30 protein-coding genes and 2 pseudogenes are annotated in these 19,693 nt (G+C 42.5%); 21 read left to right on the forward strand and 11 right to left on the reverse strand.

The window, feature by feature from the left end; translation table 11 throughout:
* Positions 1 to 2,904: 2,904 nt before the first annotated feature.
* Positions 2,905 to 3,129, forward strand: a complete 225-nt coding sequence (locus tag K6984_RS26390) for a UDP-3-O-acyl-N-acetylglucosamine deacetylase (RefSeq protein WP_230988299.1) — start codon at positions 2,905 to 2,907, stop codon at positions 3,127 to 3,129.
* Between the two features lie 1,466 nt (positions 3,130 to 4,595).
* Here K6984_RS26390 and K6984_RS26395 read toward each other — a convergent pair.
* Entirely contained in the window at positions 4,596 to 4,904 is a 309-nt protein-coding gene (locus K6984_RS26395; RefSeq protein WP_221898115.1) for a hypothetical protein, read from the reverse strand.
* A 354-nt stretch (positions 4,905 to 5,258) separates the two neighbouring features.
* Here K6984_RS26395 and K6984_RS36710 point away from each other — a divergent pair.
* Positions 5,259 to 5,717, forward strand: a pseudogene (locus K6984_RS36710) (DUF262 domain-containing protein); the annotation flags it as partial.
* A 55-nt stretch (positions 5,718 to 5,772) separates the two neighbouring features.
* Here the strand turns inward: K6984_RS36710 and K6984_RS35085 are convergent.
* Complete coding sequence (locus tag K6984_RS35085; RefSeq protein ID WP_263458593.1) at positions 5,773 to 5,907, reverse strand: hypothetical protein; 135 nt, start codon at positions 5,905 to 5,907, stop codon at positions 5,773 to 5,775.
* Between the two features lie 133 nt (positions 5,908 to 6,040).
* Between K6984_RS35085 and K6984_RS26405 the strand changes: the two genes are divergently transcribed.
* Genes K6984_RS26405 through K6984_RS26415 form a run of 4 tightly spaced genes read left to right on the forward strand, consistent with a single transcriptional unit; the run spans position 6,041 to position 7,173 of the window.
* Positions 6,041 to 6,445, forward strand: coding sequence for a hypothetical protein (locus K6984_RS26405; RefSeq protein WP_221898117.1), 405 nt, complete (start codon positions 6,041 to 6,043; stop codon positions 6,443 to 6,445).
* An 18-nt stretch (positions 6,446 to 6,463) separates the two neighbouring features.
* Positions 6,464 to 6,919, forward strand: coding sequence for a hypothetical protein (locus K6984_RS26410; RefSeq protein WP_221898118.1), 456 nt, complete (start codon positions 6,464 to 6,466; stop codon positions 6,917 to 6,919).
* Complete coding sequence (locus K6984_RS35090; protein WP_263458596.1) at positions 6,868 to 6,996, forward strand: hypothetical protein; 129 nt, start codon at positions 6,868 to 6,870, stop codon at positions 6,994 to 6,996. Before K6984_RS26410 ends, K6984_RS35090 begins: the two co-directional genes overlap by 52 nt.
* Before the next feature lie 27 nt (positions 6,997 to 7,023).
* The gene (locus K6984_RS26415) at positions 7,024 to 7,173 is read left to right on the forward strand and encodes a hypothetical protein (RefSeq protein ID WP_221898119.1); all 150 of its coding nucleotides are present in this window, start codon (positions 7,024 to 7,026) and stop codon (positions 7,171 to 7,173) included.
* A 27-nt stretch (positions 7,174 to 7,200) separates the two neighbouring features.
* On the opposite strand, the gene K6984_RS26420 is transcribed toward K6984_RS26415, so the two are convergent.
* On the reverse strand, positions 7,201 to 7,395 hold the full coding sequence (locus K6984_RS26420) for a hypothetical protein (RefSeq protein WP_221898120.1): 195 nt from the start codon (positions 7,393 to 7,395) through the stop codon (positions 7,201 to 7,203).
* A 12-nt stretch (positions 7,396 to 7,407) separates the two neighbouring features.
* Here K6984_RS26420 and K6984_RS26425 point away from each other — a divergent pair, with 12 nt between their 5' ends.
* Positions 7,408 to 7,575 carry a hypothetical protein gene (locus K6984_RS26425; protein WP_221895132.1) on the forward strand — a complete coding sequence of 56 codons (168 nt, stop codon included), beginning with the start codon at positions 7,408 to 7,410 and terminating at the stop codon, positions 7,573 to 7,575.
* 134 nt (positions 7,576 to 7,709) lie between these two features.
* Positions 7,710 to 8,426, forward strand: a complete 717-nt coding sequence (locus tag K6984_RS26430) for a hypothetical protein (RefSeq protein ID WP_221898121.1) — start codon at positions 7,710 to 7,712, stop codon at positions 8,424 to 8,426.
* 152 nt (positions 8,427 to 8,578) lie between these two features.
* Here the strand turns inward: K6984_RS26430 and K6984_RS26435 are convergent, their stop codons facing one another.
* Positions 8,579 to 8,833, reverse strand: coding sequence for a hypothetical protein (locus K6984_RS26435; protein ID WP_221898122.1), 255 nt, complete (start codon positions 8,831 to 8,833; stop codon positions 8,579 to 8,581).
* Here K6984_RS26435 and K6984_RS26440 point away from each other — a divergent pair.
* Positions 8,790 to 9,005, forward strand: a complete 216-nt coding sequence (locus K6984_RS26440) for a hypothetical protein (protein WP_221898123.1) — start codon at positions 8,790 to 8,792, stop codon at positions 9,003 to 9,005. The two genes, K6984_RS26435 and K6984_RS26440, sit on opposite strands and share 44 nt — an antisense overlap.
* A gap of 329 nt (positions 9,006 to 9,334) precedes the next feature.
* Here K6984_RS26440 and tnpC read toward each other — a convergent pair whose 3' ends face one another.
* Complete coding sequence (gene tnpC / locus K6984_RS26445) at positions 9,335 to 10,744, reverse strand: IS66 family transposase (protein ID WP_221894171.1); 1,410 nt, start codon at positions 10,742 to 10,744, stop codon at positions 9,335 to 9,337.
* Positions 10,745 to 11,058: 314 nt separating this feature from the next.
* Between tnpC and K6984_RS26450 the strand changes: the two genes are divergently transcribed.
* The 4 genes from K6984_RS26450 (at position 11,059) to K6984_RS26460 (ending at position 12,648) form a co-directional block, all read left to right on the forward strand.
* On the forward strand, positions 11,059 to 11,256 hold the full coding sequence (locus tag K6984_RS26450) for a hypothetical protein (RefSeq protein ID WP_221894617.1): 198 nt from the start codon (positions 11,059 to 11,061) through the stop codon (positions 11,254 to 11,256).
* Positions 11,257 to 11,918: 662 nt separating this feature from the next.
* Positions 11,919 to 12,047: a hypothetical protein gene (locus tag K6984_RS35095; protein ID WP_263458596.1), complete on the forward strand. Its 129-nt coding sequence runs from the start codon at positions 11,919 to 11,921 to the stop codon at positions 12,045 to 12,047.
* A gap of 277 nt (positions 12,048 to 12,324) precedes the next feature.
* On the forward strand, positions 12,325 to 12,453 hold the full coding sequence (locus K6984_RS35100) for a hypothetical protein (RefSeq protein WP_263458596.1): 129 nt from the start codon (positions 12,325 to 12,327) through the stop codon (positions 12,451 to 12,453).
* Between the two features lie 27 nt (positions 12,454 to 12,480).
* Positions 12,481 to 12,648 (forward strand): hypothetical protein, encoded by a 168-nt coding sequence (locus K6984_RS26460; RefSeq protein WP_221898124.1) that lies wholly within the window; start codon positions 12,481 to 12,483, stop codon positions 12,646 to 12,648.
* Here the strand turns inward: K6984_RS26460 and K6984_RS26465 are convergent.
* Positions 12,597 to 12,842 (reverse strand): hypothetical protein, encoded by a 246-nt coding sequence (locus tag K6984_RS26465; protein WP_221898125.1) that lies wholly within the window; start codon positions 12,840 to 12,842, stop codon positions 12,597 to 12,599. The genes K6984_RS26460 and K6984_RS26465 overlap by 52 nt on opposite strands.
* A gap of 42 nt (positions 12,843 to 12,884) precedes the next feature.
* On the opposite strand from K6984_RS26465, the gene K6984_RS26470 reads away from it, so the two are divergent.
* Positions 12,885 to 13,400, forward strand: a complete 516-nt coding sequence (locus K6984_RS26470; RefSeq protein ID WP_221898126.1) for a hypothetical protein — start codon at positions 12,885 to 12,887, stop codon at positions 13,398 to 13,400.
* Here the strand turns inward: K6984_RS26470 and K6984_RS26475 are convergent.
* Positions 13,331 to 13,558 (reverse strand): hypothetical protein, encoded by a 228-nt coding sequence (locus K6984_RS26475; protein WP_221894950.1) that lies wholly within the window; start codon positions 13,556 to 13,558, stop codon positions 13,331 to 13,333. The two genes, K6984_RS26470 and K6984_RS26475, sit on opposite strands and share 70 nt — an antisense overlap.
* On the opposite strand from K6984_RS26475, the gene K6984_RS35105 reads away from it, so the two are divergent.
* Together K6984_RS35105 and K6984_RS26480 are read left to right on the forward strand one after the other, a co-directional pair.
* A complete protein-coding gene (locus K6984_RS35105; protein WP_263458676.1) occupies positions 13,515 to 13,649 on the forward strand; it encodes a hypothetical protein in 135 nt (44 codons plus the stop codon). The two genes, K6984_RS26475 and K6984_RS35105, sit on opposite strands and share 44 nt — an antisense overlap.
* 25 nt (positions 13,650 to 13,674) lie before the next feature.
* On the forward strand, positions 13,675 to 14,124 hold the full coding sequence (locus K6984_RS26480; RefSeq protein ID WP_221898127.1) for a hypothetical protein: 450 nt from the start codon (positions 13,675 to 13,677) through the stop codon (positions 14,122 to 14,124).
* Here the strand turns inward: K6984_RS26480 and K6984_RS26485 are convergent.
* On the reverse strand, positions 14,114 to 14,785 hold the full coding sequence (locus K6984_RS26485) for a transposase (RefSeq protein WP_221898128.1): 672 nt from the start codon (positions 14,783 to 14,785) through the stop codon (positions 14,114 to 14,116). The genes K6984_RS26480 and K6984_RS26485 overlap by 11 nt on opposite strands.
* Before the next feature lie 79 nt (positions 14,786 to 14,864).
* Here K6984_RS26485 and K6984_RS26490 point away from each other — a divergent pair.
* Both K6984_RS26490 and K6984_RS26495 read left to right on the forward strand, forming a co-directional pair.
* Positions 14,865 to 14,993: pseudogene (locus tag K6984_RS26490) on the forward strand (IS30 family transposase); the annotation flags it as partial.
* Between the two features lie 359 nt (positions 14,994 to 15,352).
* On the forward strand, positions 15,353 to 16,651 hold the full coding sequence (locus K6984_RS26495; protein ID WP_221894003.1) for a transposase: 1,299 nt from the start codon (positions 15,353 to 15,355) through the stop codon (positions 16,649 to 16,651).
* Between the two features lie 209 nt (positions 16,652 to 16,860).
* Here K6984_RS26495 and K6984_RS26500 read toward each other — a convergent pair whose 3' ends face one another.
* Positions 16,861 to 17,016 (reverse strand): hypothetical protein, encoded by a 156-nt coding sequence (locus K6984_RS26500; RefSeq protein WP_221898129.1) that lies wholly within the window; start codon positions 17,014 to 17,016, stop codon positions 16,861 to 16,863.
* A gap of 27 nt (positions 17,017 to 17,043) precedes the next feature.
* The gene (locus K6984_RS35110; RefSeq protein ID WP_263458596.1) at positions 17,044 to 17,172 is read right to left on the reverse strand and encodes a hypothetical protein; all 129 of its coding nucleotides are present in this window, start codon (positions 17,170 to 17,172) and stop codon (positions 17,044 to 17,046) included.
* 282 nt (positions 17,173 to 17,454) lie between these two features.
* Here K6984_RS35110 and K6984_RS26505 point away from each other — a divergent pair, with 282 nt between their 5' ends.
* On the forward strand, positions 17,455 to 17,829 hold the full coding sequence (locus K6984_RS26505; RefSeq protein WP_221898130.1) for a hypothetical protein: 375 nt from the start codon (positions 17,455 to 17,457) through the stop codon (positions 17,827 to 17,829).
* A gap of 20 nt (positions 17,830 to 17,849) precedes the next feature.
* Positions 17,850 to 18,752 carry a transposase gene (locus tag K6984_RS26510; RefSeq protein ID WP_263458886.1) on the forward strand — a complete coding sequence of 301 codons (903 nt, stop codon included), beginning with the start codon at positions 17,850 to 17,852 and terminating at the stop codon, positions 18,750 to 18,752.
* Between the two features lie 164 nt (positions 18,753 to 18,916).
* Here K6984_RS26510 and K6984_RS35115 read toward each other — a convergent pair whose 3' ends face one another.
* On the reverse strand, positions 18,917 to 19,045 hold the full coding sequence (locus K6984_RS35115; protein ID WP_263458885.1) for a hypothetical protein: 129 nt from the start codon (positions 19,043 to 19,045) through the stop codon (positions 18,917 to 18,919).
* A 282-nt stretch (positions 19,046 to 19,327) separates the two neighbouring features.
* Here K6984_RS35115 and K6984_RS26515 point away from each other — a divergent pair.
* Positions 19,328 to 19,693: hypothetical protein (locus K6984_RS26515; RefSeq protein WP_221898132.1), on the forward strand; the 366-nt coding region annotated here is incomplete at its 3' end.

A 19,693-nucleotide genomic window follows, 5' to 3' on the forward strand; every position in this document is an offset into this window, starting at 1 on the left:
ATCTTGAGTCTACTGTCTAACTTTTCGGACTTATACTGTTTTATGTCGTATCTCATGTGGAAGAAGCTACATTGAATTGTGTGGCTTGGGTTGTTTTGAGATTACTTCGTGTGTGGTATCAGAATAGCAGGTAGCCATACTAAAAGTTTATAATGCAACTTGCATAGTCTCGCAATCAGGGAGTAAGGGATAAGTCTCGTCTGCAATATGATATAGATCGGCTTGATTGATTCTGCGCTGCAGGTCGATTGCTATTCCCGGCGGACCAAAAGATATTACATATCTGCCGCCAAGAATTTAATTATCGACTTGCAGGCAGGTATTAAAGAGCCGATCGGGATGTCTGGAAATACGCCTGCAAGCAAAAGTACATATGGTAACCAGTACGTTAGTGCAGCACAAAATATAAAAATCAAATGTATACGCCACTATCTGATCCTGGAAATCGTATGGACATCGTTTGGACAACTGACATAACGTTTCTTCCGTGGTTAACTGAAGATGAAAAGAGCTAGAGTTGTGCTGATTGATATTGGTTGGGCGGAACCACGGTATAGCGATAATTTCGCAAGACGCCATAAAGCATACTGCGTGATTCAATTGCAAGGCACCAGGTCCTAACGAGATGCGCAGTGGCTTTACGCACGCCAACGCAAAATGCAGAGCAAATAAAGTGTGTAGCATGCCTGTTCAATAAATCAATTGGAGGAATGCCTAATGAATATTGAAGTGGCAATACTAGGGACCGGCCTTCGCGTAATATTTCAAGCAAAAACAAAATCTGGCAGACAATATACTAGAGCCCCCGCCTCTATGAAAGTTGATCGTGTTAGTGCAGCTCGAGTTATCGGGCAGTGGCTATTAAGCTTGATTACGGCAGGCATTATATAACGGGAGGAGCTCTAAAGTAACCGGTTGGTTGAGCTGGCAGAGGAAATATTTCATATGCCATGCGACTGGGAATACCACAGCATGTAAGTGGGTTTTAACGGATGTGGTTGCAGAACCAGTGCATTCAACGTGTGTCGGGTTTTTGTAGTATTGTTAGAGATCATTTGGCGAGTGGAGAAACATTTAGTAGAAACGGGAGAAATGTGGCTTTTCGCAAGAAGAAAGCTAGGATTTCAAACACATACAATTTTTAAATAATAATCAATTATTAACAATGAGATCGAGGGTCAATGAAATTAACGAATTAATGTATTTGAGTCTGAAAATGTCGGTCATTAATTATCGGAGTAGGAGGCGGTGGCGGGAAATGCAGTAGACCATATGGTTGTTAAGCGAGATAGAAGGAGTCGAATTTTTTGGCAAATAACAGATGCACAGCGTTACGCCGACCTGGAAGTGGAATACCTGTAGTTCAGTTGGCGCTGAATTGACTAAAAGACTAGGCGCATGTCTACTAACCCGGAAGTGGTGTGAGAGAGCTGCTGTAAGCATAGAACAAGGACATAATCCGCGAATGTAACTGGGGAAGGTACGAAATACTGTTTTCTAACCGCAGAATGGGGTGGAACAGGCACGAGGTGCGTATCCGGTTATTGCTGAAATTGCCAAGAGTTAAATATTTTTGACCGTGGCCGTGGTAACCAAGCCGTTGGATTTGAAGGAACCAAGAAAAATGGTGGCAGAGCTGGAATTGCGGCGTTAGAGCGACAATGTAGCCTCCTGATTATCATTCCTAAGCAGAAACATTACTTCCGTTATGGGTGGCCAACATGTAGCCATGAATAAAGCGTATTGCAGCAGCGATGAATGTAGTACTCGATGCTGTGCATAGGCATTACCGACTATCACGATTCCGATTGGATCAATGTTGATTTATGCCAGATGTAAAAACGGTTATGTCCCAGTAGTGTGGGTGGCAGCAATTTGGAACGGGTAAAGCTGAGCGGAGAAAAGAGCGCGGGTTGCTGCTGAAAAGGCAATTGCCTGTCATTGTTAGAAGATATCAACCTTCAGGTCGCACGTGGCATTCTAGTGAATATTTCTGCTGCATATATGGGTAATTTCATCAGAGTTTGATGAAGTGGTATATCGTGCAGTGTGGCTTTTTGTGCTTTCAGCTGTAGCCATTATTAAATTGGCACAGCAACTCGGACCGAGGACTTAGTGTGATGTCGGGGCTAAATTAAGTGACGTTGGTTGCAACAGTGTGGGTGGGTCCCATAAAAAGTGCAGAGTGAATAATACTATCTCGTATCGTTCCCTCCTGCAACACAGCAACTGGCACAGATTAATTCTGGTTGTGATGCCCGCCCACAAACACGTAAAACACCTGAAATAAAGAAACGCGATTTGGGGGTACAGCCGAAATATTCAGCTGATATGGAATATCTTGATATCCCGTGCTTTTTTACGCCGCCAGGCAGATTAAGCTTATTAAAATTGCAGCGCATTGACTTTATCTCAACGGCGGCTGCGCTTACTTACTCAGCCTTAGTTTGGTGGTAGTACTACACCACTTATTGGTTTTGCTAGAAGTAGAGGGGGATGACCGATACGCAAAGAATGTCAGCATGCCGCAAGCTAAAGAGGGTGTGCTATAATGCCATTCAGCTTTATATAGCAGACCGACATCAAGCTAGGCATAGTATGATTAAACAACGAACATTATAAGAAATACCTTATAGGCAACAGGTGGTTGGTCTGCATACAGAATAAAACTTTAACCTGACCTAATCCGGCTGTTATCATGAGTGTATTTAAAGTTAGCGCCTTGATTGGACGAGCCGGTTATCCTATGATGTCCAATTCCGCATATGTGGGGCGAAACAAAACCTGTCTACAACTCTGGTAGAGGGTGATGTAAAAAACTATGCGAGTGTATCGAGCAGTCTCATAGTTCTGTCGATGGCTGTGGTCCTAGGTAATTGAATACTATGTAAGCCTTGATTGACTGTGACAGCCGCAGAAGTGCCTATTATGGATGGCAGTGCCGGGGCCCTTTGTGTTTTTAAATTCAATCTGCTGGTGTCCGGGAACCATGATGCGCCAAGCAATATATTAAACATCAAGCGCGAAGTTAAAGGACGTGATGGAGATAAATGGGCAGACTTTTTTGCCATGGATGGGTTTAAGGTCAACTTTTTTACCATAGTTTCACAGCCCTCCGGCTTTGCATGAAATCTGTAATAATTCCGCGAGCATGGATTTTCATCAACTACCTTTGCTGTCCATGGAGTCAAGTCGTGGCCCGAACCTTTCGGCTTTTGAAGAATATTGAGTTTTTTTTGCGACTGACAAAATACCTGCGCTTAAGTGCTAGTTTTAGATAATGCAATCGTGATTGATATGACATAATTAAATATTCTCAATAGAAGGGGTCTGCGTTATCCGATTAATTTGTTAAGGCACAAAATTCTAAGATTCATTTGGTGATTTATCATTATATTCTACTGCCACAGCTTGATTGGTGAGTTATCAAGCCTATAATCTGGTCATGAGCCTACAATAGATAAGCTATTACGAGTGCTACAATGAGCTGATAGTCGAGATGCATGGAACAGTGACGCGCTTTGAAAGATGTATGAAGATGTCGCCCTGAAATTCACTTATTAGTCTGCGCTCTGCTCGCTGAAAGTCGTGCTGGTGAATAAGAGGCCTTAGCTGCAAGTTTTTCCATATCTGATTTAGAGTAGCTCGCACAGTACACAACTTATGCTGGCTGTATGTACTCGTAGGTTTTCTTTGCCACTAAGTCGTGTTTTTAGCTATGTTTATATAGCAACACCCCTACTTAATTCCCCTTAGCCAATAGCCTTTGAACCGAATGAAAAGACTATTTTTTTCATATAGTGTGTAGCGACTAGTTTTCACTCTTTACTCGCTCTATAATATGTGTTGGAAACTCTCAGTATAGCGATGAGTTTCTAACACGGGCGTAGAACGACTTTATGTCGCGCTAGTCTTGTAAGCCTCTATGGAGTTCTAGAGCTGTGATTGATGAAGCACTGTATTTAATATGTCACTCTCCCTATCTCCTGCGCATTGCTTCACCTCACGTGTCTTAACACTGCCGCGTGGGTTCAAGCTCAATTTTACAGCATGTGATTATCCAACGCCTAAAAACTTCATCTCTCATTAATAGGCCTGTTAATACACTCTACATTCATATTTCTGCAAGGGACTAGTCAGTCGTTAGTTCTTTATAGACATTCGTTCGGTCGTGATCCAATACGGATAATTGTGATTATATATTACATCGCTCACGAATGACGGCCATCCATTTTCCCTGTGTATTATGATTCCTTGATTGTTTTCCTGAGATGCGCCGATGCCCTCTCTGAGAGTACGTTGAGTGTGAGGGATGCTTGAACAGTTAGCATTCAATGTATCTTCTGCTCTTTGGATCCCAGGTAAGATGGGGTGGTCAGAACCCATGCTGTCATATTCATTGTGTAGTATCTATTTACTCTGTAATACTGTACAGATGTGACATCATTCGTCGCCATTCCCAAACGTCGTCTGTTTCATGTCAGCGATATATATACAATTTGTACTACATTATCTTCTTTGACCAGCATGGTCAGTTAGCTAGTAGTTATGTTGTATGCCAACGTTTACATAACGTCTAGGTCAGCATCAGTCGCTTATCCCCTATCACATGTGACGGCGAGTACAACTAACCTCGCCACAAGAGAGCTCATAAAGCACTGTAAAGACATTCCTGTTATTATTGCGTTTTGAACTGCCCGAATGGTATACGAGCTGATACGAGATATTCTTGCCTGGAAAAATAATGGATTCACAAAACGATCTCGTTTTTGAGCCTGTTGCTGCCTTATCTCCAGAGCCTCGCTATATTTTTTATCCGATGGATGAATCAATTCTGGCTGTTGTGTTTTTGAAATCTCTTCAAACACGCGCATTAAATTATAGCTCATTGCAGTCAGGCGCATTTGATTTTCAAGTGAGCGGGTATTGGATAGGCTAAAGCGCTTTTACGTTTCCTTCGCTGTCAGCCCGGACGGCTGATAGTCCTCCCTGCCTCAATGTCAAATAAAAAAAGGTTCTAGATTTAGACGTTTACTTGCAAATTCCAAAATGAGAAACAACAGGAAAATAAGAAGGAACGTGTAAATGCCTGGTTAAAACTGCCGGTAAAAACCGAGAAGAAGATCCAGAAAGAAAATTAGTGACAGGGGGGAAGACCACCTAAGTGAAGGATATGGCCAAACAAGCCGTTGAAAACAGCTATTGAACAAGACGAAGCAACAGCTATAAAACTAATTGAAGCTTACGAGAAATAAACCATGGCAAAAGCAACCCTAGAAGAGCAAGAAGCCTGTATTAATTTAGGTAGGAAAAATGTTAAATATGACACTAAAGAATATACCTTAGAGCATTTATTCTCAAAATTTAACCGACCGACTGAAGATAATAAACAAACAGAAATATTTATCCCTTTTTATCAGCGTAAATTTGTTTGGAAGCAAGATAGACAGTCAAAGTTCATAGAATCAATTTTATTGGGTTTACCTATTCCGCCCATGTATTTTGCAGAAATGGATGAAGGCGTTTTAGAAGTGATTGATGGTTCGCAAAGGATTAGAACTATTGATGCTTTTTTAAGTAACAATTTAAAACTAAAAGGGTTAAAGAGTTTAGAGGCTTTAAACGGAATAAGTTTTAATGATTTGAGCAGCTCAAGAAAACGTAAAATTAATAATGTCTCTATGCGAGCAGTAGTTGTTACCGATATAGAAAAAGATACCATGAGTATCCGCCATGAGATTTTTGAACGCTTAAATACTGGCGGTGAAGTGCTTACGCTGTCAGCCCCGGACGGGCTGATAGTCTCCAGAAGGCGCAGGGAAATTTGCCAATCCGAAGTGCGCGATAGCGCGCGAGGGAGGCTAAAATTTTATCCCGAATAGCCGTAGAGCCATTTGTGGTAGCCATGACTGAGCTGCTTTGTGCTCAGTCTGTGGCGGACGCAGGGCGGCTGGAGCATCTCCTATTCGCTGCGTAGGTGAACGAATTACGGCGACAGGAGTCCCGGAATTTCGTGAGGTAGCATGGCGCGCCTGAAAAGATGGAAATTAAAAAAGGAGCAAATGAAGGTGAATTTATAGCCTTTATCTATAAGGATTGTGCTGAAAATACGGTGTTTAACGATCTTAGCCAGTTTAATACCTTAGATGAGTTAAGAGCTTACAAGGAAGAATTTTTAGTTAAATACTTTGCATTTGCTGATGATATGGATTTTGAAGATTCAATTGTTCATTATTTAGATCAGTATTTAACACATAAAAATACATTATTTGATGATGATACGGTTAAGGATGGTTATTTAGAGCAGTTTACAACAATGCTGGATTTTGTAAAAAATAACAATTTGATAAAAGATATATCTATCAACAGAAAAAATAGGCTAAAACTCGATGTTCAAGTTTTTGATATTGAGAAGGTAGAATCAGGTATTCTGAGGTTGCTGTAATTTTATCGGTGTAAGCCCATGTTAATGAATGCCCCTGCCACCTTTATCCAAAGCTATATTGACGATTTAAATGATGCGCTCAATCAGCTAAAACCCGGAGCCGCTTTGACACGGATTCAAGCCGCTTGGTTGGGCACTTGTTTAACGGGCATACTGCTAATGAACTCTGTTTGCTGGGCTAAGTTTGAGCGAGCAAGCCTTGGAGATTGCAAAGTAGCCGCATTATCCTGGGTGTTTCGTAAAGCAAGTATACCCTGGGACTGGTTGCTACGGGTGAGTGTGGTCTTAATTTTAAAACGTTATGGCATTACTGAAGGTGTGTTGGCCTTTGATGAATCAGACCGAGCACGATCTAAGTCTACAAAACGTATTTATAAGGTTTACAAGCAGAAACACAAAGGCTCCTCGGGGAGTCGCTATTTTTGCGAAAGCTTGTTTTGGGCATCCCAGCCCAAGCAAGCAGCAAAAACTTAACGCGACCACTTATGCCTCCGGCGGCCCCGATTCGTCCTCGTCACCTCGTCCCGACCCAACAAGGGGTCGGAACATAGGCTCCAAATGACTTGACGCCGTGTCGGATGGCCTTTTATTTTGTCTCCACCTTCGCTAACGCTCAGACTCCGACAAAACAACGGCCCTACGGCTATCGCGGACTAAAAATCTTCACTTCGCTAAAGCTCCGTTTCCAGGATTTTCAGCGGGCGGGTATGTTAATGGACAAACGATAGTATTATTGCTGCTAGTTACCTCATCCATTACAGTGCCTGTCGGTTTTTTCTTTTATATGCCGGATCCAGCCTTAAAGCAGTGGGATAAAGAAGATAAACGGTTGAACAGGCGCGCCATGCTACCTCACGAAATTCCGGGACTCCTGTCGCCGTAATTCGTTCACCTACGCAGCGAATAGGAGATGCTCCAGCCGCCCTGCGTCCGCCACAGACTGAGCACAAAGCAGCTCAGTCATGGCTACCACAAATGGCTCTACGGCTATTCGGGATAAAATTTTAGCCTCCCTCGCGCGCTATCGCGCACTTCGGATTGGCAAATTTCCCTGCGCCTTCTGGAGACTATCAGCCCGTCCGGGGCTGACAGCGAAAGAGCGGTATAGCAAAAAAAGATCGGCCTATTAAGCCTGAACGTGACAGTGCCTACCCGACCAAAACAGAGATTGCATTAGGCTTATTAAAAGAGTTTAAAGTTGCGCATAGCCTGATTAAAATTAAAGGCGTACTGGCTTGATGCGCTGTATGGTGAAAAAGCCTTTATGGACGAAGCCGCTAAAGAATCTGGAGGCTCGCAGGTGATTAGCCAATTACGTAAAAACCAAAATATTGAATATAGAGGTAGAATAAGGTCAGTCGAGAGCTACTTTAATTCGATTAACAAAGGCATTGATCAGATAATACGTGTACGTGGCGGCAAAGAGTTTAAAGTGACTGTCAGCAGTGCACGATTAAAGGTGAGTTCTCACAGTAAAAAACGCTTTGTCATTGCCTTAAAATATGACGGTGAAAACGACTATCGCTATTTAGTGGCGACAGACCTGACTTGGCGCACACAAGATATTATTCAAGCCTATACGTTGAGATGGCTGATTGAGGTTTTCTTTGAGGACTGGAAGCTTTATGAAGGATGGGGGCGTGAGGCCAAACAATTAGATGAAGAGGGATCAAGCCGTGGCCTGATTCTGAGTCCTTTGTTTGACCATTGCCTTCTCCTTCACCCAGAGCAAATAGCCCGCATTGAAAGCAAACTACCTGCGTATACCGTAGGAAGCTTACAGCGCAAGTCTCAAATGGATGTACTGCTTGAGTTCATCACGTCATTGCTAGAGTTTCCAGATCCTGGTGATAAGCTGAAAGAGTTAGGTGAATTAATAAAGGATGCGTTTCAACTGATGCCATCAGGAAAACATATGATTGGCAGAGATTTAGGGCGCTTAGAGCCAACACCATCATTAAAGTATTGTTCTGCTGGGTGAAGGTAAGAGTTTGATGGCAATGGGATGGAAAAACTTGAACATCGAGTATTAGCTATTTATATAGGCGCGACATTAGGTTTAAAGGAAAAGCCAGCATTACTTGATAACCCTGTAAATATTGACCTGTTTAGTGCTGATTTTATTGAAAATGCTCAAAGTAGTGGTTTTTCTAAGCTTAAAGAAAATGTAGAGCTGGTTAAGAATAGCCTTGTAGGGTAATTGATGAGTGAATTAAGTGATTTCTTTGCGGAACGAAAGCAAGAGGTAGATGCATTTATCCTGTTTTTAGAAAAACAGGCGCGCCATGCTACCTCACGAAATTCCGGGACTCCTGTCGCCATAATTCGTTCACCTACGCAGCGGATGGGAGATGCCCTGAACGCCCTGCGTCCGCAACGACTACGCACAAAAGCCGCTTCGTCATTACTACCTCACTGGCTGGACGGCTATTCGGAATGCAATTCTTGCTCCTCTCGCGTGCTGCTAGCACACGTCGAATCAGCGAATTGCCCTGTCGCCTATCAGGGACTAAAAATCACCACTTCGCTAAGCTACGTTTCCATGATTTTCAGCGATTGAAGGAACGGTTAATAAAGGTATTGAAACTATTTTTGATACCATTAATGACGATAATTTAAGTCATGATGAGGCGAGTCAAAAAATACGGATCATGTGGCTTAGGTATTTTAAGTTACATTTAGATGATGATGGGCAGCATGTAGAGAGATTATCTTCCATTGATGACTTTATTAACCAAAATATTAATATTGATATATCAAAATTTAGAGAAATAAACCCTAGTTACTTTAAGGCAGGTAGTTTAGATTCTCTTGCAATAATAAATATTCTTAAAAAGTTTTCCATAGAATTAGAGTAACTACTCAGCGAAGCTGAGTAGTTCAATGAAATTATAAAGCAAATTCAGGTAACTTTCCCTCAAAGACCAAGGTCATTGCCTGAGTTGCACTTAGACCTTGTTTACGGCACGTTGATAAATACCCTCTGACACGACAAAATATCTCTGCACCCTTGGTACTACGAAAGCAGCCGGATATTTTCTGTTGAACCTTGGTCATCCGAATCGAATTTTCTGCGGCATTATTGGTAAATGGCACCCAGGTATTTGTCATGAAGCGCAAGACATCCTCTTCATAATTAATCAGCCTTTCCAGTAAGTTTCTAGCTTTACTGCGTTTTATTCGCTCCCGTTTTACTTCTTTAGGCTTATCGGGTGGTGGGCATTCGATCTCCGCTTTGCCAAGTAATTCTCTGTATTGTACCTTCCATTTTTCTGCTTCTTTATGTAGTAGCATGCCACCTGCTTCATTGACGGCATCATTCATTTTTTCAAGTAGTCGTTTCATTTCAAGCGCCCACTCCTGTTTATCCTGCTCCCAGGCGCGCGTTAATTCCCTCAAATGATGTGCATTACAAAGCGAATGAGTACAATCATATTTATAGTAGGGCTTCCAATGATCATGACATAAAATCCCATGAAAATGGGGTAAAATACCAATGTCATTCATTGCCTCTGTGCCACGTTTGGCATGGGGAAAGAAGTGTGTCCACTGAACATTGGAGGCCCCATGTAGCCAATGGCGCTTACCATTAATATTAATGCCTGTTTCATCCGCATGAATGCACGCTGATTCGACTAAGTGTTCTTTACTGATAGTTTCAAACCCAGCCAACTTCTCATAGGCCAGTTCATTGAAATTATAGATAGAGCCTTCACTAATCGGCATACCTAATTGATCAGCGAAATACTCCTGTATTCGGTTGTAGGGCAATAACTGATATTGCGAAAGATAAACCACATGGGCTTTTATCCCATTACCATATTGCGCAGCCTTAGTAACCTCATCTGGAAAAGGAGCGATAAAACACTGACCTTTTCCATTTATCAACCGTTGCGCCTGGTATTCTGTCACTACCCTTGAGATATCAATATCGAATACCTGGCGTGTTTCAAAGCCATCTGCCGTGTATCGCCCTTTTGGCAAGGTACGGCGATCAATGGTAATGATCTCGATTTCATCCGGGTCATCTATTTTTTGAAGTGTCGTGCCGACATGCGATTTTTGTCCGCCAGAAGGCTTATCTGATTTTTTTCGATTCCCTTTTTTACGGTTGGGATCACTTGCAGGTGGTTTACTGCTATTTTTGCTGTTCAGTGTCACTCGATTGAGTAATACCGTGACTAATAATAGAATCACTTCCAGTGCTGATTTTAGCGCAGGCGATATATCACGCTCAGTTTCAAGTAACTGTTTGGCATGACTGATTGCGGAATCAACATCGATGAAGTCTATTTTCAAAGGGTAACCTGTATTGCTTTAAGGACAGGCTTATTATCTCATGGGTTTTAAATCCCGAATTTTCCTTGTTTTAAGCGATTGTAAGGCGAATAAAAAAGTTCTTCGAGGTCGTAGATGTTTAAGGGGACATTTTGTGATGACTATAGCGATAGAAGCAATAAAGCGTGGATTAATCGACTGTTGGGCAGTTTACTAAAAATCACAAAAACCAGACTAAAACCCTGTCAAGAACTTTTTTAATTATTCAGGCGCGCCATGCTACCTCACAACATTCTGGGACTCCTGTCACCAACATTCATTCGCCTACGCAGCGAATGGGAGATGCCCTGGTCGCCCTGCGTCCGTCTCAACTACTCAACTACGCACAAAACCCTGCTCAGTTAAGTCTACCTCAAATGGCTGGACGGCTATTCGGAATGCAATTCTTGCCTCCCTCGCGCGCTACTAGCGCACTTCGGATCAGCGAATTGCCCTGTCGCCTACCAGAGACTAAAAATCATCACTCCGCTTAGCCCATCTTCGTCACTATTGATGATGTAGTTGTTATAAATCAATTGGTTGAAATTTTAAAAAGTAGCCAGTTGGCACTACAGATTTTGTGTTTTTGTATAAAACGTTGGATTTTTTAGAGTATTTTTGTCGCATGTAAATTACACTCAAATAATGATGATTTTTTTGACAAAAGTCAATGAATTTATCGACAAAAATAATATAAATGGCACTACAAAACTTTCAAAAAAAACACCATTGATTTTAAAGAGAATTTTTCGACAAAAAATCGCTTAAACCGATGAATCAATGGCTTAGAAAGATGAAAGTGACGAAGATGGGTTAAGCGTACGCTGAGTAGTTACGAATTAGATTCCTCTGAATATAAGCTTGAAGAAATAAAAAAAGAAAGAAACTTTTTAGCGCATGGTGAAAAGTCTTTTACTGAGGTTGGGCAAGGAAAAACAGTACCAGACGTTAAAAGCACTGCTCTTAAAGTCATTCATTTTCTTGATTGCTATGTTTCTGAGATTGAAACCTATATTAATGACCAGTCTTATAAAATCAGTTGAATTTACTATGTTTTTTAAATGAATAATCAACCGCCTTTTACCCTCACAGCTGATCATCAGCAGTTAGCCGCTAAAATAAAAGCAACAACCCAGCTTGCGGGGAGTCGCTATTTTTGCGAAAGCTTGTTTTGGGCATCCCAGCCCAAGCAAGCAGCAAAAACTTAACGCGACCACTTATGCCTCCGGCGGCCCCGATTCGTCCTCGTCACCTCGTCCCGACCCAACAAGGGGTCGGAACATAGGCTCCAAATGACTTGACGCCGTGTCGGATGGCCTTTTATTTTGTCTCCACCTTCGCTAACGCTCAGACTCCGACAAAATAACGGCCCTACGGCTATCGCGGACTAAAAATCATCACTTCGCTTAGGCTACGTTTCCCTGATTTTCAGCGATGGATGAGGTAACTAGCAGCAATAATACTATCGTTTGTCCATTAACATACCCGCCGGAGCCTTTGTGTTTCTGCTTGTAAACCTTATAAATACGTTTTGTAGACTTAGATTCGGGGAGTCGCTATTTTTGCGAAAGCTTGTTTTGGGCATCCCAGCCCAAGCAAGCAGCAAAAACTTAACGCGACCACTTATGCCTCCGGCGGCCCCGATTCGTCCTCGTCACCTCGTCCCGACCCAACAAGGGGTCGGAACATAGGCTCCAAATGACTTGACGCCGTGTCGGATGGCCTTTTATTTTGTCTCCACCTTCGCTAACGCTCAGACTCCGACAAAACAACGGCCCTACGGCTATCGCGGACTAAAAATCTTCACTTCGCTTAGGCTCCGTTTCCCTGATTTTCAGCGTCGGTCTGATTCATCAAAGGCCAACACACCTTCAGTAATGCCATAACGTTTTAAAATTAAGACCACACTCACCCGTAGCAACCAGTCCCAGGGTATACTTGCTTTACGAAACACCCAGGATAATGCGGCTACTTTGCAATCTCCAAGGCTTGCTCGCTCAAACTTAGCCCAGCAAACAGAGTTCATTAGCAGTATGCCCGTTAAACAAGCGCCCAACCAAGCGGCTTGAATCCGTGTCAAAGCGGCTCCGGGTTTTAGCTGATTGAGCGCACATCCATTACAGTGCCTGTCGGTTTTTTCTTTTATATGCCGGATCCAGCCTTAAAGCAGTGGGATAAAGAAGATAAACGGTTGAAAAAGAGCGGTATAGCAAAAAAAGATCGGCCTATTAAGCCTGAACGTGACAGTGCCTACCCGACCAAAACAGAGATTGCATTAGGCTTATTAAAAGAGTTTAAAGTTGCGCATAGCCTGATTAAAATTAAAGGCGTACTGGCTGATGCGCTGTATGGTGAAAAAGCCTTTATGGACGAAGCCGCTAAAGAATCTGGAGGCTCGCAGGTGATTAGCCAATTACGTAAAAACCAAAATATTGAATATAGAGGTAGAATAAGGTCAGTCGAGAGCTACTTTAATTCGATTAACAAAGGCATTGATCAGATAATACGTGTACGTGGCGGCAAAGAGATTAAAGTGACTGTCAGCAGTGCACGATTAAAGGTGAGTTCTCACAGTAAAAAGCGCTCGCTGAAAATCATGGAAACGGAGCTTAGCGAAGTGGTGATTTTTAGTCCCTGATAGGCGACAGGGCAATTCGCTGATTCGACGTGTGCTAGCAGCACGCGAGAGGAGCAAGAATTGCATTCCGAATAGCCGTCCAGCCAGTGAGGTAGTAATGACGAAGCGGCTTTTGTGCGTAGTCGTTGCGGACGCAGGGCGTTCAGGGCATCTCCCATCCGCTGCGTAGGTGAACGAATTATGGCGACAGGAGTCCCGGAATTTCGTGAGGTAGCATGGCGCGCCTGTTGTCATTGCCTTAAAATATGACGGTGAAAACGACTATCGCTATTTAGTGGCGACAGACCTGACTTGGCGCACACAAGATATTATTCAAGCCTATACGTTGAGATGGCTGATTGAGGTTTTCTTTGAGGACTGGAAGCTTTATGAAGGATGGGGGCGTGAGGCCAAACAATTAGATGAAGAGGGATCAAGCCGTGGCCTGATTCTGAGTCTTTTGTTTGACCATTGCCTTCTCCTTCACCCAGAGCAAATAGCCCGCATTGAAAGCAAACTACCTGCGTATACCGTAGGAAGCTTACAGCGCAAGTCTCAAATGGATGTACTGCTTGAGTTCATCACGTCATTGCTAGAGTTTCCAGATCCTGGTGATAAGCTGAAAGAGTTAGGTGAATTAATAAAGGATGTGTTTCAACTGATGCCATCAGGAAAACATATGATTGGCAGAGATTTAGGGCGCTTAGGGCCAACAGCATCATTAAAGTATTGTTCTACTGGGTGAAGGTAAGAGTTTGATGGCAATGGGATGGAAAAACTTGAACATCGAGTTTTAATAAGCCTAATGCAATCTCTGTTTTGGTCGGGTAGGCACTGTCACGTTCAGGCTTAATAGGCCGATCTTTTTTTGCTATACCGCTCTTTTTCAACCGTTTATCTTCTTTATCCCACTGCTTTAAGGCTGGATCCGGCATATAAAAGAAAAAACCGACAGGCACTGTAATGGATGAGGTAACTAGCAGCAATAATACTATCGTTTGTCCATTAACATACCCGCCGGAGCCTTTGTGTTTCTGCTTGTAAACCTTATAAATACGTTTTGTAGACTTAGATCGTGCTCGGTCTGATTCATCAAAGGCCAACACACCTTCAGTAATGCCATAACGTTTTAAAATTAAGACCACACTCACCCGTAGCAACCAGTCCCAGGGTATACTTGCTTTACGAAACACCCAGGATAATGCGGCTACTTTGCAATCTCCAAGGCTTGCTCGCTCAAACTTAGCCCAGCAAACAGAGTTCATTAGCAGTATGCACGTTAAACAAGCGCCCAACCAAGCGGCTTGAATACGTGTCAAAGCCGCTCCGGGTTTTAGCTGATTGAGCGCATCATTTAAATCGTCAATATAGCTTTGGATAAAGGTGGCTGGGGCATTCATTAACATGGGATTACACCGATAAAATTACAACAACCTCAGAATACCTGATTTTACCTTCTCAATATCAAAAACTTGAACATCGAGTAATAGAGTCGATATAGATGAGCGTCCTGAAGAGGTCAACAACCGTAAGCGTATAGGTGATTGGGAGGCAGATACAATCATTGGGAAAAATCACAAAGGGGCGATTGTAACGTTGGATGAGCGAGTCTCTAAATTACGGTTGGCCTTCCCTACCCGAAAGCGAAATTCGGTCGCTCTAAAGAGAAATGCACTGATTGCCCATTGGTGTTAACGGCGGAGCATTTCCGAATATAAATGGCGAATACTCTTTCTAAACCATCAGTGTTCCCATTGAAAGAAGAAGTACCTAAACAAAGCAGCCTATAACCTACCTGAAGGTAGCACCACTCGAATATTTCCATCTTTTTGATTTTAATCACTTATAACAGCAAATAGACACTCTGTAGGCACCGTAAAAAAACAACAAATAATTTCAAATAAAGCTTGCAATTGCCGAAAAAATTTTTCTAAAAATTTCCGTTTTAATCACCTCATAAACGGATATCACCCATGCTTAAAGACCTACCACTCTCTGAACATATTCACCAACACTGCAATGAAAGTATGGAACGTGCCCTGTTAGCAGAGCGTCATCCTTTGTGGGCTCGTTCATGCCCAGAGTTGAAGGATATCGACTTTATTCGCCTTGGGTTATTACGCTGTATCAGTGTAGTCGATAGTGGTCGCCATTTCCTCCAAACCAATGAACAGATTTATGGCCAGCTGCTTCCCCACTCAACGTATTTTAAATCACTGAAGTCGCATAGACGAACAAGTATGCTTGAGGCATTTGAACAGCAGAGCTACCATCTTCACTCTGAAACACTGCTATCGCAAGGCATTGATTATCTTAAAGCATTCCCAGAACTTGACGAATACACCATAGAAGCAGCGGATGGACATTTTATTGATCATGCCTGCCATACTGAAAAAAACAGCAAGGGGAAAGTTTATGCGGCCGGGGGGATTTACGCGTTGAATCTCAGAAGTGGGTTGCTCAGATTTCTTTGTCTGGTGACAAACGGAACTCAGAGGCATCAAGAAATACCTGTGTTACGAGATCATATTGAAAAGCAAAACAAGGGAAATAACAGCTCTCAGAAACATCTCTATGTCTACGATAAAGCCGTCACCGACTTTGTCTGGTGGGATCGGCAGAAACGACATGCTAATTACATGATTTCAATGCTAAAAGAAAATTCAATTGCGACTCTGGTTGAGTCTATCCCTTTTGACTCCCGCCATGAGATCAATACAGGGGTTGAAGCATACAGTGTGTACGAAAACAAGGGCATCAAATTTAACGTGGTGGATTACCGTGATCCAGAAACCGGAAAACTTCACCGGTTTGTGACAACCTTGCCAATGACTATTAACCCTGGAACCATTGCCATGCTGTATTTCAAGCGATGGACGATTGAAAAGACATTCAATAACACTAAAAGTAATTTCAAGGAAACTAAAGCTTGGTCTTCCAATACCCGCTCACTTGAAAATCAAATGCGCCTGACTGCAATGAGCTATAATTTAATGCGCGTATTTGAAGAGATTTCAAAAACACAACAGCCAGAATTGATTCATCCATCGGATAAAAAATATAGCGAGGCTCTGGAGATAAGGCAGCAACAGGCTCAAAAACGAGATCGTTTTGTGAATCCATTATTTTTCCAGGCAAGAATATCTCGTATCAGCTCGTATACCATTCGGGCAGTTCAAAACGCAATAATAACAGGAATGTCTTTACAGTGCTTTATGAGCTCTCTTGTGGCGAGGTTAGTTTCACGGCCTCAATTGATAGGGGAACACTGATGTTCTAAACTGAAGTTTCCCAATAATTATTTATGGTAAAATTAAAACTATGCTACAACTATATGAAAAAAATAGTCTTTTCATTCGTTTCAAATGCTATTGCCTAAGGGGAATTAAGTAGGGGTTTGCTATAAACATGGCAAAACCACCTAAAATAAACCTCGATACACCAGCGTTGTGTATTTCAGCTACTCAATAATTGGGAAACTTCAGTTTCTAAAAAAGAGAGGCATAAAAATCACCCGCTGAAAATCCTGGAAACGGAGCTTTAGCGAAGTGAAGATTTTTAGTCCGCGATAGCCGTAGGGCCGTTGTTTTGTCGGAGTCTGAGCGTTAGCGAAGGTGGAGACAAAATAAAAGGCCATCCGACACGGCGTCAAGTCATTTGGAGCCTATGTTCCGACCCCTTGTTGGGTCGGGACGAGGTGACGAGGACGAATCGGGGCCGCCGGAGGCATAAGTGGTCGCGTTAAGTTTTTGCTGCTTGCTTGGGCTGGGATGCCCAAAACAAGCTTTCGCAAAAATAGCGACTCCCCGATCTCCCTTTTTCTTAATTTTCACAATAATTGACATCAGTGTTCCCATTGAAAGAAGAAGTACCTAAACAAAGCAGCCTATAACCTACCTGAAGGTAGCACCACTCGAATATTTCCATCTTTTTGATTTTAATCACTTATCACAGCAAATAGACACTCTGTAGGCACCGTAAAAAAACAACAAATAATTTCAAATAAAGCTTGCAATTGCCGAAAAAATTTTTCTAAAAATTTCCGTTTTAATCACCTCATAAACGGATATCACCCATGCTTAAAGACCTACCACTCTCTGAACATATTCACCAACACTGCAATGAAAGTATGGAACGTGCCCTGTTAGCAGAGCGTCATCCTTTGTGGGCTCGTTCATGCCCAGAGTTGAAGGATATCGACTTTATTCGCCTTGGGTTATTACGCTGTATCAGTGTAGTCGATAGTGGTCGCCATTTCCTCCAAACCAATGAACAGATTTATGGCCAGCTGCTTCCCCACTCAACGTATTTTAAATCACTGAAGTCGCATAGACGAACAAGTATGCTTGAGGCATTTGAACAGCAGAGCTATCATCTTCACTCTGAACACTGCTATCGCAAGGCATTGATTATCTTAAAGCATTACCGGAACTTGACGAATACACCATAGAAGCAGCGGATGGACATTTTATTGATCATACCTGCCATACTGAAAAAAACAGCAAGGGGAAAGTTTATGCGGCCGGGGGGATTTACGCGTTGAATCTCAGAAGTGGGTTGCTCAGATTTCTTTGTCTGGTGACAAACGGAACTCAGAGGCATCAAGAAATACCTGTGTTACGAGATCATATTGAAAAGCAAAACAAGGGAAATAACAGCTCTCAGAAACATCTCTATGTCTACGATAAAGCCGTCACCGACTTTGTCTGGTGGGATCGGCAGAAACGACATGCTAATTACATGATTTCAATGCTAAAAGAAAATTCAATTGCGACTCTGGTTGAGTCTATCCCTTCTGACTCCCGCCATGAGATCAATACAGGGGTTGAAGCATACAGTGTGTACGAAAACAAGGGCATCAAATTTAACGTGGTGGATTACCGTGATCCAGAAACCGGAAAACTTCACCGGTTTGTGACAACCTTGCCAATGACTATTAACCCTGGAACCATTGCCATGCTGTATTTCAAGCGATGGACGATTGAAAAGACATTCAATAACACTAAAAGTAATTTCAAGGAAACTAAAGCTTGGTCTTCCAATACCCGCTCACTTGAAAATCAAATGCGCCTGACTGCAATGAGCTATAATTTAATGCGCGTGTTTGAAGAGATTTCAAAAACACAACAGCCAGAATTGATTCATCCATCGGATAAAAAATATAGCGAGGCTCTGGAGATAAGGCAGCAACAGGCTCAAAAACGAGATCGTTTTGTGAATCCATTATTTTTCCAGGCAAGAATATCTCGTATCAGCTCGTATACCATTCGGGCAGTTCAAAACGCAATAATAACAGGAATGTCTTTACAGTGCTTTATGAGCTCTCTTGTGGCGAGGTTAGTTTCACGGCCTCAATTGATAGGGGAACACTGATGATAATTGAACGTCCGCTGAAAATCAGGGAAACGGAGCCTAAGCGAAGTGATGATTTTTAGTCCGCGATAGCCGTAGGGCCGTTATTTTGTCGGAGTCTGAGCGTTAGCGAAGGTGGAGACAAAATAAAAGGCCATCCGACACGGCGTCAAGTCATTTGGAGCCTATGTTCCGACCCCTTGTTGGGTCGGGACGAGGTGACGAGGACGAATCGGGGCCGCCGGAGGCATAAATGGTCGCGTTAAGTTTTTGCTGCTTGCTTGGGCTGGGATGCCCAAAACAAGCTTTCGCAAAAATAGCGACTCCCCGATCTCCCTTTTTCTTAATTTTCACAATAATTGACATCAGTGTTCCCATTGAAAGAAGAAGTACCTAAACAAAGCAGCCTATAACCTACCTGAAGGTAGCACCACTCGAATATTTCCATCTTTTTGATTTTAATCACTTATCACAGCAAATAGACACTCTGTAGGCACCGTAAAAAAACAACAAATAATTTCAAATAAAGCTTGCAATTGCCGAAAAAATTTTTCTAAAAATTTCCGTTTTAATCACCTCATAAACGGATATCACCCATGCTTAAAGACCTACCACTCTCTGAACATATTCACCAACACTGCAATGAAAGTATGGAACGTGCCCTGTTAGCAGAGCGTCATCCTTTGTGGGCTCGTTCATGCCCAGAGTTGAAGGATATCGACTTTATTCGCCTTGGGTTATTACGCTGTATCAGTGTAGTCGATAGTGGTCGCCATTTCCTCCAAACCAATGAACAGATTTATGGCCAGCTGCTTCCCCACTCAACGTATTTTAAATCACTGAAGTCGCATAGACGAACAAGTATGCTTGAGGCATTTGAACAGCAGAGCTATCATCTTCACTCTGAACACTGCTATCGCAAGGCATTGATTATCTTAAAGCATTACCGGAACTTGACGAAT

Source organism: Bathymodiolus japonicus methanotrophic gill symbiont (assembly GCF_019721995.1).
GTDB lineage: Bacteria > Pseudomonadota > Gammaproteobacteria > Methylococcales > Methylomonadaceae > Methyloprofundus.